Source organism: Desulfobulbaceae bacterium, from assembly GCA_013792005.1.
GTDB lineage: Bacteria > Desulfobacterota > Desulfobulbia > Desulfobulbales > VMSU01 > VMSU01.
Genome location: VMSU01000021.1, coordinates 1 through 10,519 on the forward strand (window position 1 = coordinate 1; position 10,519 = coordinate 10,519).

The window sequence follows — 10,519 nt, forward strand, 5'->3', positions numbered from 1 at the left end:
ACGACGACATCGCCAATCTCATCATTGCCCAACTTTTGTTTCTCGAAGCCGAAGACCCGGACAAGGATATCACCTTCTATATCAACTCACCGGGCGGCATCGTAACCTCGGGTATGGCGATTTATGACACCATGAACTATGTCAAGTGCGACATCGCCACCCTGTGCATGGGCCAAGCCGCCAGCATGGGCGCGGTGCTGCTTGCTGCCGGGACCAAGGGCAAACGATACGTGCTTCCCAACTCACGGATCATGATTCACCAACCGATGGGCGGATTCCAAGGCCAGGCTACCGATGTTGATATCCATGCCCGTGAAATCCTGCGGATGCGCCAAGACTTGAACAAGATCCTGGCCCATCACACCGGCCAGAAGGTAACCCGAATTCAACGCGACACCGAACGGGACTTCTTCATGAGCGCCACAGAAGCTAAGACCTACGGCTTGGTCGATAAGGTTCTGACCAGACGGCAGAATACGGAGGGAGAATAATGGCTAAACGCAACAACAACCATATTGTTTGTTCCTTTTGTGAAAAGAAGCAAGAGGAGGTCAAAAAGCTGATCGCCGGCCCTGATGTCTTCATCTGCGACGAATGCATCGATCTCTGCAACGAAATTGTCCAGGAAGATAAAGGCCAGGCAATGGCCACTATCGACTCAGACATCAACCTGCTTAAGCCCAAGGATATCAAGGCCAAGCTTGACGATTACGTCATCGGTCAGGATCATGCGAAACGGGTATTGGCTGTAGCTGTGCACAACCACTACAAAAGGATCAGCAGCAAACAGCAGGACGACAATGGCGTTGAGCTGCAAAAGAGCAATATCATCCTCATCGGCCCCACCGGCAGCGGCAAAACCCTGCTGGCACAAACTCTGGCCAGAATCCTGAACGTGCCCTTTGGCATGGCCGATGCCACCACCCTGACCGAGGCCGGCTATGTTGGCGAGGACGTGGAAAATATCCTGGTCAATCTGCTCCATGCTGCAGATCAGGATATCGACAGGGCCTGCCGAGGTATTATCTATATCGACGAAATTGACAAAATCGCCAAAAAAAGTGACTCTGCCTCCATCACCCGGGATGTCTCCGGTGAAGGAGTACAGCAGGCGCTACTCAAAATAATAGAAGGAACAATCGCATCCATTCCTCCTAAGGGTGGCCGAAAACACCCGCAGCAAGAGTATCTGCGGATTGACACCAGCAATATTCTCTTCATCTGCGGTGGGGCCTTTGTTGGCCTGGATGGCGTGATCAAGAATCGAACCGGTTCTAAATCCATGGGGTTTGGCGCCAAGGTTGTGGGCGAAACCAAAAAGAAAATGGGTGAGATCCTGGCCATGGTCCAACCAGAAGACCTCCTTCGTTTCGGCTTGATCCCCGAATTCGTCGGCCGGTTGCCGGTTATCGCGACCATGAACGAACTTGATGAAGCCGACCTGATCAAGATCTTACGGGAACCCAAAAACGCCCTGACCAAGCAGTACGAAAAACTGTTTGATTACGACCATATCCGATTACGCTTTACCGAAGGCGCCTTGACAGCTATCGCTAAAGAGGCTGTCAAACGCAAATCAGGCGCTCGCGGACTGCGCTCGGTAATGGAAGAGGCGATGCTTGAAATCATGTTTGAACTCCCATCCCAAGAGAACGTCCGGGAGTGCGTGATCAGCGAGCAGGTAATCCTCAATGGCGACTATCCGGTCGTCCTCTACGAGAACGAAAAGAAAACCGCGTGAGCGAATCCCCTGACATGACAGAAAACACTCCACAGCATAAACTCTACCCCATGATGCCGTTGCGGGATCTTGTCATCTTCCCGCACATGGTCGCCCCTCTGATTGTTGGCCGAGGAAAGTCCATCAAGGCATTAGAGCACGCCATGAGCAACCGGGTAGAAATTTTCCTGTCCACCCAACTTGACTCTTCTATCGACGAGCCACAGGGAAAGGACGTCCATCCAATCGGCACCATCGCCAATGTCCTGCAGTTGCTCAGACTCCCGGACGGGACCATCAAGGCGCTGGTCGAAGGAAAACAGCGGGCAAGAATTATTGGATTCGTCCCCAACCAACAATTCTTTATGGTTCAGGCAGAGCCAATCATCGAATCAAGCCTTCCCGGATATCACTCAATTGCCTACCGCCGTGAGCTGCACCACGTTTTCAAAGAGTTTGGCGAGAAGAATAAGAAAATTCCGTCCGAGGTAATCACCTCGCTGGAGAAAATAGAGGACCCCGCTAAGTTCATTGATGTTCTCTCCTCCCACCTGCCGCTTCACCCCACCGAGAAACAGCAGATCCTGGCGACAGTTACCCTGGAAGACCGATTCCAGAGGGTTATCAGCATTATTCAGCGCGAAATAGAGATCGAGTCCCTTGAAGTCGATATCCGATCCAAAGTCAAAAAGAAGATGGAGAAGAACCAGCGGGACTATTACCTTTCCGAACAGATCAAGGTGATAAAAAAGGAGATCGGTGATGGTCAGGAAGAGGCTGCCGACGAACTGAATATCCTCGAAAAGGCGATCAAAAAGAAAAAACTCTCCGCTGCCGCCAACGAAAAGGCTATGCAGGAGCTGAAAAAACTTAAATTGATGCCGCCATCCTCTGCGGAGGCGACAGTAGTTCGAAATTATATTGACTGCATCTTAAGCCTTCCCTGGAAGGTGAAGTCTGCCGCAACACTTGATATTGTCAAGGCCGAAGAGGTCATGAATGAAGACCATTTTGGCTTGACCAAACCTAAAGAACGGATCTTAGAGTACCTGGCAGTACAGGCCCAGGTCAAAAAAATCAAAGGCCCCATCCTCTGTCTGGTTGGCCCTCCAGGAGTCGGCAAGACCTCGTTATGCAAGTCCGTAGCCCGGTCCATGAATCGTAAATTTGTTCGCCTGTCACTGGGCGGAGTTCGTGATGAAGCTGAAATTCGCGGCCATCGCCGAACTTATATCGGGGCTATGCCCGGAAAGATCATTCAGTCACTCCAGAAGGTCAAGGTTAACAATCCCGTCTTCTGCCTGGATGAGGTGGACAAGATGAGCACTGATTTTCGTGGCGACCCATCCTCTGCCCTCCTTGAGGTCCTCGACCCGGAACAGAACGGCACATTCAACGATCACTACCTCGATCTGGACTACGACCTGTCGGACGTCTTTTTCATCACCACAGCCAACAGTTTGCACTCCATACCGGCTCCACTGCAAGACCGGATGGAGATCATCAAGCTTGACGGCTATACTGAAGAGGATAAGCTCTTAATCGGCCAGGATTTCCTGGTTCCCAAACAAATGCTGGCCAACGGTTTCAAGGACGGTGAAGTGATCTTCACACCTGACAGCATCATGGAAATCGTTCGCAATTATACCCGAGAAGCCGGGGTCAGAAATCTCGAAAGAAACATTGCCAGCGTCTATCGAAAGATCGCTCGCGAACGTCTCAAGAGCAAACAGACCAAGCCCTACAAAGTCAATGGCACCGCAATTGTCAAATATCTGGGTACGCCGAAGTACCGGTTTGGCCTGGCAGAAGACAAAGACGCTGTCGGTTTATCCACTGGACTAGCCTGGACCGAGGTCGGCGGTGAACTTTTACAGATCGAAACCGTGCTGATGCCAGGAAGCGGCAAACTGACCATTACCGGCAAACTGGGCGACGTGATGCAGGAGTCGGCGCAGGCGGCGTTGAGCTATGTCCGCTCACGCTCCGCCCGACTGGGCATTGCTACCGACTTCTACCAGAAGCTTGATATTCACGTCCATGTGCCAGAAGGGGCAATTCCCAAAGACGGTCCTTCTGCAGGAATTACCATGACCACATCAATTGTCTCCGCCCTGCTTAAAGTCCCGGTAAGAAAAAACCTGGCCATGACCGGAGAGGTAACATTACGAGGCCGGATTCTGCCCATTGGCGGCCTGACAGAGAAACTGCTTGCCGCTCGACGCGGCAATATCTCGCACGTCCTGATCCCTAAGGATAACGAACGGAATCTCAAGGATGTCCCGGCAAAAATCCTCAAAAGTCTGACGATTGAATTAGTAGATCATGTTGATGATGTCCTGACCAAGGCGCTTGTCCTGGAAGAAGGGTGTGTACTGTTCAAGGATTGCGCCGACCCCTTATTTTGTCCGGATATCATACTACCAGGAGGGAACTCAACCTCTTCCCGCACAAACCCCAACGTGCCCCATTAATTAAGAATTGCTCAGGAATTGATAAGATTAGGCGCGAATTTAGGCCTCAAGATCCCCCCTATGCTCTTCAACTGATGATGATATAAAATTTGTGTGTTTTTTATCGAATTGTCTTGACTTAGGTAAGCCATCTTGTTAAATAATCGCCTACAAAATGACCGGGCGGTTAGCTCAGCTGGGAGAGCATCGGCCTTACAAGCCGGGGGTCACAGGTTCGATCCCTGTACCGCCCACCACAAGTAACACCTCATTTTGCGGGGTCGTAGTTCAGTTGGTTAGAACGCCGGCCTGTCACGCCGGAGGTCGCCGGTTCGAGCCCGGTCGGCCCCGCCACATAGTGACACTAAGGCCTTCAAGTTAATTCTTGAAGGCCTTTTTTATTGCTTTTTTCTGTTAGACGGCCCGTCTGACAGCTTTTTCTTTTTGCCCTTGCCCACCAGTCCTCTCTTGGTTCACCTCAAAGACGATTTCAGCCCCATTGTACAGGGAAAGATCGTTTCAGATTATCCTGCACCACATTCAACCCAAGACCATGAAGGTATTTTCATCGTCGTGTTAGGGCTTTTAGGCCTTAGGAGCTGCTGCATGGTAGCTATTGTCTTTCCCTGCGGAAGTGTCTTGAACTTGAGTTTCCCGGTCGTAAGCGTTGAGTCTGTCATTGCTTTTCGCCATGACCTGTTTCTTCACCCCAGACCCGCGCAAGGGGGACCTGGATTTTTTTCTCAAAGCGGGTGATCAATTCGCGGTTGGCGTTGACGAGGGCTTGCTCAGCTTCTATCTCGGAGACGATCTGTTGTTGCGTGACAAGGGGTGGGAGGGGGATCGGAACACGTTCAACGATACCCTGATTGATCTTGGGCATGCTTCCGGCAGTGCCCACAGCATTTCTCTTCAGGTATTCCCGAACTGATTGGCTCTGCAAAACAACCAAGAGATAGTGGCGACTGATCTTTGTCTCATCGGCGCGAACACGAATCACCTGGTTTTGTCCGGTAGAACCAGACACGAGTTAATGAAGCTGAGCTTTATCCCTATTACCCCTTTTCAATCGACCTTTCTCTACCCCACGCCCCACGACCAGATTAGCTCAAATCAAACCGACTTTATTTTCCAGTTTACACCAGAAAAAATTTTGGCTTATTCATGGATATCGAGTAACTACTCTGGTTAATGGTAATCAGTTATCGGTTTACGGTTAAAGGAATCAAAGTTGATGGCGTCGCAAAAAGTGCGATCTACTGCGTTGCGTGGCGGATTTGCTCATTCGGCATACCATATGTATGGCCTCACTTACATTGACACAGAGGGCCGCGCCTTGTATATCGCACCTTTTGCTTAGCCATCCCCGGACTTTTTGCGAGATTGTCAAAGTTAGTCATACATCATCGCATGATCCATGATGTCAGTGTGTGCTCAGCTATTAGCAAGACCACTCACCGTCAACTATCAACAGTAAACCGACAACATGAGCAGTTACGAATCAACAATTCTCAAGGATAACGTATGGAATTAATCAGACACAAGACGACAATTAAGGTCTTAACCTTACTGCTGTTCACGGTATTGGCAGTGTTTGGCCATGCGCTTCAAGCCGATGCTGAGTTGACTATTACCAATGTAACCCAAAAAACCAAACAGACCATCGAATCAATACCGACAGCAGAAAAAGCGCCGCTGCCAGAGACCACACCCACTATCGATCTTCTACCAGAAGAAGATCCTGAGGCTCTTGTCCTCGAAGAAAGCCTGGACTCCGACAACGATGCAACCAACGAGATCTTTGCCCTATTCAAAAAGGCCTCGGGACAGGGAAATGCAGAGGCTCAATTCAATATCGGAGTCAGGTACGCTCAAGGAAACGGCGTGCCCCAGAACACCAAACATGCCGTCTATTGGTACAAAAAGGCTGCAGACCAAGGCTACGCTGAGGCCCTATTTAATTTAGGAGTCATGTATGCCAAAGGAATTGGCGTGCCCAGCAACGACACAGAGGCCGTTGCCTGGTTCAAAAAGGCGGCTAAACTCGGCCAGACAGAAGCCCAGTACCTTTTAGGATTAAGATATGACCAAGGCGACGGTGTCCCTTTGAACTACCAGGAATCGGCGAAATGGCTAAGAGAGGCTGCCAGTCGTGGCCACGCTCGTGCTCAATCAGATTTAGGGGTGATGTATGCCCAAGGCAAAGGAGTTCCTCAAGACTACAGCCGGGCCCTTAGCTTATTCATAAAAGCGGCAGAACAAGGAAATTCCTCTGCCCAGTTCAACTTGGGATCCATATACGCAAAAGGCATGGGAGTCCGCCAGGACGACAAGCTGGCCATGAACTGGTTCAAGAGAGCCGCGGAACAAGGCCAAACAGATGCTCAGTTCATGGTAGGCTCAAGACATGACCAAGGCAAAGGTGTTCCCCAGAATTTCCAGGAGGCGGCGAAATGGTACCACAAAGCCGCCGAAAAAGGATACGCCCTAGCTCAATTTAATCTGGGAGCCTTGTATGCCAATGGTGAAGGAGTTCCTTTCGATAACATAACAGCCTATGCCTGGTCCAGCCTGGCCGCAAACCAAGGGCAAGAGGGAGCCGCAAAAAACAGGGACTCGATTGCCAAGGGCTTCACCCCCAAAGAAATCAGTCAGGCCCAAGCCCTAGCCGCTGAGCTGCAGGCAAAGATTGACAATATTATGAATTGAGTTTTAACTTAAGGAAGAAAGAACATTCACGATTCGTGGTAGACCTGCCTTCCTTAGCTATATTTTCAGCGGATATGAGAAAAATTTCATTAGCCATCATTGCGATCTTGCTGCTGCCCCCCTTCTCCACCGCCTGGTCACATGACCCAGCCATGCAGAGCCCCTCCGACGGCACGATCATTCAGGCCGAAGGCAACGCACAGACACAAGTGCAGAACGATTTTCTCTCAATCGACCTTGTCTTTGAAAAAGACAACGCCAATCTGTCCCAACTCAACGAAATCATGCAACACGAGGCGGCTACCGCCCTGGGGAAGGCCACTAAGAATTCCGTCGTCACCGTCAAGACCTCGGGGTTCAGCATTTACCCGGTGTACGAAAGAGAGCGCATTATCCGGCACCACGGAACCTACCAGCTCTCTCTGGAAACCAAAAAATTCGATGCAGGCTTGGCCCTGGCCAGTGACATGCAACCCTTTCAAGTGCGCAATCTCTCCTTTTCCGTTTCCCCTGAACTGCGCAGGGCGACAGAGAAAAAACTACTCGAACAAGCCATTGCCGATCTGCGAGACACCCTCAACATCGCAGCGGGCACTCTCGGCGCAAAAGATATCACTATGATCAACCTCACCATCGGCAACCGAGAATACAGTCCCATTCAACCACGACTGATGAGGGACCCCATCGCCATGAAAGCTGCGTCACCACCACCAATCGCGGCTGAAGCCGGCGAATCGCAAGTGGTGATCACCGTTACCGGCTCGGCTGTGGCCAAGTAATCAGGCTTCCTATACCCCCGCCACCCTTCCCCGCCGCCGCTGCCACTTATACAGTTCGTGGCTCACGAAGAGCAGAATGGGAAAAGGCAGGAGAATCCAGAGTTCGCTCAGCGGGACATGAGCGGTGTTAAACACCTTCTGTACCGGAGCCAGATTGAGCATCATCCAGATCCATACTCCCTCTGCCGCTATGGCCACCAACAACAACCGGTTAGAAAAAAGCCCTAGGCTCAAAGACGAAAACTCCCAGCTGCGCATGGTCCAGACGTTCAGAATCTGACAAGTCACCGCCCCCAGCAACGTCATGGTCATGGCCTGGCGATGGAGGAGCGGGTCTGCCAAAACACGTTCACCATAGTGCCAGTCATGGAGATGGAGAAAAGCCAGAAAAGCGACCATGGCGGCAGTCCCCTCAATGACTCCGAGAAAGAGATAGCCGCGCTTGAACACTTCCCAGTCGAGAATTTTCTCAGAACGGCCCACCGGCGGCCTCAGCATGATGTTCTTTTCCGGTTTTTCACTTCCCAAGGCAAGCCCTGGGAGGATGTCCGAACCGAGATCGATGGACAGAATCTGGATTACCGACAGCGGCAGAGGAATCTTTAGGAAAAACTGAAGGATATAGGGCAAAATCTCCGGGATATTCGAGGCAAGAATATAAGTAACGAATTTCTTGATGTTGAAGTATACGGTTCTACCTTCCTCGATAGCGGTGACAATGGAGGAAAAATTATCGTCCAAAAGCACCATATCTGCCGCTTCCTTCGCCACTTCGGTGCCAGAAAGACCCATGGCGATACCGATATCTGCCTTTTTTAAAGCCGGGGCATCATTAACCCCATCCCCGGTCATGGCGACAACCTCCCCATTGTTCTGAAGGGCCGTGGCGATCCTAAGTTTCTGACTGCTCGCCATCCTGGCAAAGAGCACGTCCTGATGCTCCAGCATCTCCTCCAAGTCCTCGTCACTCATTCTTTCGAGTTCCGGCCCGGTCAGCAAACGATCATAAGTCATACCGATCTTACCGGCTATGGCAGCGGCGGTATGGGGATTATCTCCAGTGATCATCATGATCCTGATCCCTGCCAGCTTGCAGATAGCAACAGCAGCCGGGACCTCCGCCCGTGGCAGATCCATAATCGCCACCAGTCCAAGCAACGTCAGCTCCTTCTCCTCTTTTCCCTCGCCACGAGCAACCGCCAACACCCGATATGCCTGCTGCTCAAAGATATCCGCCTGATCGGTGACCTGCCGCCTGACCTTATCAGTAAGCAATTGCCTGCTGTTGTCTGCCGAGCAATAGGCGACGCAACGCCGCAGCAACACCTCAAGAGCCCCTTTAGAGAAAAGACGAACTCCGCTCTCCTCCTGGTAGACCGTAGACATCATTTTACGATCACTGGTGAAGATGTGTTCGTGTATCTTAGTAAGACCAGGCAGATCAAGACCCCGCTTACTGGCAGCGGCAATCAGCGCCAATTCTGTCGGATCACCGCGCAAGCTGTCGTCATCAATACTGGCCCGACAGTTCAATCTCCCTACCTGGAGTAAATCATCAAGTCGCAATGAGGTGCTGTCGTTTCCGCCCTGCACCATAAATTCACCAGGTTCCCGATACCCTTCACCAGAAACGGCAACCTCTTCGCCCCCAGCAAGCCACAGACATTTGACCGTCATCTCGTTGCGGGTCAAAGTGCCAGTCTTATCGGTACAGATCACGGTGGTACTGCCCAGAGTCTCTACCGAATCAAGATTTTTGATCAGGGCCTGACGACGAGCCATCCGTTGACTGGCCAAGGAGAGCGATAGGGCAATGGTTGGCAGCAGCCCTTCAGGCACATTAGCCACGATCAGCGACAAGGCAAAAATGGAAGACATCAGCAGCCCTTTGCCAAAAAACAGTCCCAAACCAAAAAAAACACAGCCAACGAGCAAAGCCAAGGCTGTCATAATCCTGGTAATGCGAATGACCTCCCTCTGCATGGGAGTCAGTAGCTTTCGGACGTTTTTAGTAAGACTCGCTATCTTACCGAATTCGGTTGAATTGGCGGTGCCGGTAATCAAGGCAATGCCGCTGCCAGTAACCACAGAGGTGCCAGCAAAGACCATATTACGAGCATCAAGCTGCCTTAACGCCTCCCCAGCAGTTAATTTCCTGGGGGCAGGGGCAGACTCTCCGTTCAATGACGAGAGGTTAAGATAGAGCGAGTTAGATTCAATTAGCACCCCATCGGCCGCGACCTTGTCCCCCTCCTCAAGGAGCATGACATCACCCGGCACCAAATCCTTGGAATCGACACTCACAACCTCTCCCTGACGACGCACCGAGACCAGAGTCGGCATCAACATCAGCAGCGCGGCCATAACCTTATCCGTCCGATACTCCTGCCAGAAGGTAAAGGTGGCTGTGATAATCACCGCGCCCAAGATGGCCCACGCCAAAATATCGGATCCTTCGCCAGGTGCGTAATGATCAGCGACAAAAGCAAGTCCCGCCGCCACCTCCAGCAGCAGTGCAAAAAAATGACAGTACTGGCTAAGATAGGAGAGCAGATAGTTTTTCTTCGCCGCCTGTTCCAACACATTGGAACCAAATTCCCGTTGCCGCCGTTCTACCTGAGTTAGAGAGAGTCCCTGTTCCGTTGTCTGCAGACGACGCATCAGCGTCGCCTTATCGAGCATGAAAATACGCCTGGAGTTATCCATTGTCCCGGCCATAAAAGGCAATGGTGTTGATCGACGCCTCATGAAAGAGTCGTTCGATGGGCTTAGCCCGAAACAAGCGAGAGAGGATTGTCAGCCGCCGCCCACCGACAAACAATAATTGAAAATCATGGTGCGAGAGGTGATGAAGCACC

General features: G+C 51.4%; 7 protein-coding genes and 2 tRNA genes. 7 read left to right on the forward strand and 2 right to left on the reverse strand.

Annotated elements, in window-relative coordinates:
- From FP815_00990 to FP815_01010, 5 genes are all read left to right on the forward strand, one after another.
- The coding region (locus FP815_00990) for an ATP-dependent Clp protease proteolytic subunit (GenBank protein ID MBA3013517.1) at nt 1-491 on the forward strand (491 nt) is incomplete at its 5' end.
- Nucleotides 491-1,741 (forward strand): ATP-dependent Clp protease ATP-binding subunit ClpX, encoded by a 1,251-nt coding sequence (gene clpX, locus FP815_00995; protein ID MBA3013518.1) that lies wholly within the window; start codon nt 491-493, stop codon nt 1,739-1,741. The genes FP815_00990 and clpX, both read left to right, overlap by 1 nt.
- A 14-nt stretch (nt 1,742-1,755) precedes the next feature.
- Nucleotides 1,756-4,194, forward strand: coding sequence for an endopeptidase La (locus tag FP815_01000; GenBank protein ID MBA3013519.1), 2,439 nt, complete (start codon nt 1,756-1,758; stop codon nt 4,192-4,194).
- A 160-nt stretch (nt 4,195-4,354) separates the two neighbouring features.
- Nucleotides 4,355-4,430 (forward strand) — tRNA-Val (locus tag FP815_01005).
- 20 nt (nt 4,431-4,450) lie between these two features.
- Nucleotides 4,451-4,527: transfer RNA gene (locus FP815_01010), tRNA-Asp, on the forward strand.
- Nucleotides 4,528-4,849: 322 nt separating this feature from the next.
- Here the strand turns inward: FP815_01010 and FP815_01015 are convergent.
- A complete protein-coding gene (locus tag FP815_01015; protein ID MBA3013520.1) occupies nt 4,850-5,200 on the reverse strand; it encodes a hypothetical protein in 351 nt (116 codons plus the stop codon).
- A gap of 497 nt (nt 5,201-5,697) precedes the next feature.
- On the opposite strand from FP815_01015, the gene FP815_01020 reads away from it, so the two are divergent.
- Together FP815_01020 and FP815_01025 are read left to right on the forward strand one after the other, a co-directional pair.
- Complete coding sequence (locus FP815_01020) at nt 5,698-6,882, forward strand: sel1 repeat family protein (protein ID MBA3013521.1); 1,185 nt, start codon at nt 5,698-5,700, stop codon at nt 6,880-6,882.
- A 74-nt stretch (nt 6,883-6,956) separates the two neighbouring features.
- Nucleotides 6,957-7,661, forward strand: a complete 705-nt coding sequence (locus FP815_01025) for a DUF541 domain-containing protein (protein ID MBA3013522.1) — start codon at nt 6,957-6,959, stop codon at nt 7,659-7,661.
- Between the two features lie 9 nt (nt 7,662-7,670).
- Here FP815_01025 and FP815_01030 read toward each other — a convergent pair whose 3' ends face one another.
- Nucleotides 7,671-10,343 (reverse strand): cation-transporting P-type ATPase, encoded by a 2,673-nt coding sequence (locus tag FP815_01030; GenBank protein MBA3013523.1) that lies wholly within the window; start codon nt 10,341-10,343, stop codon nt 7,671-7,673.
- Nucleotides 10,344-10,519: the final 176 nt, after the last annotated feature.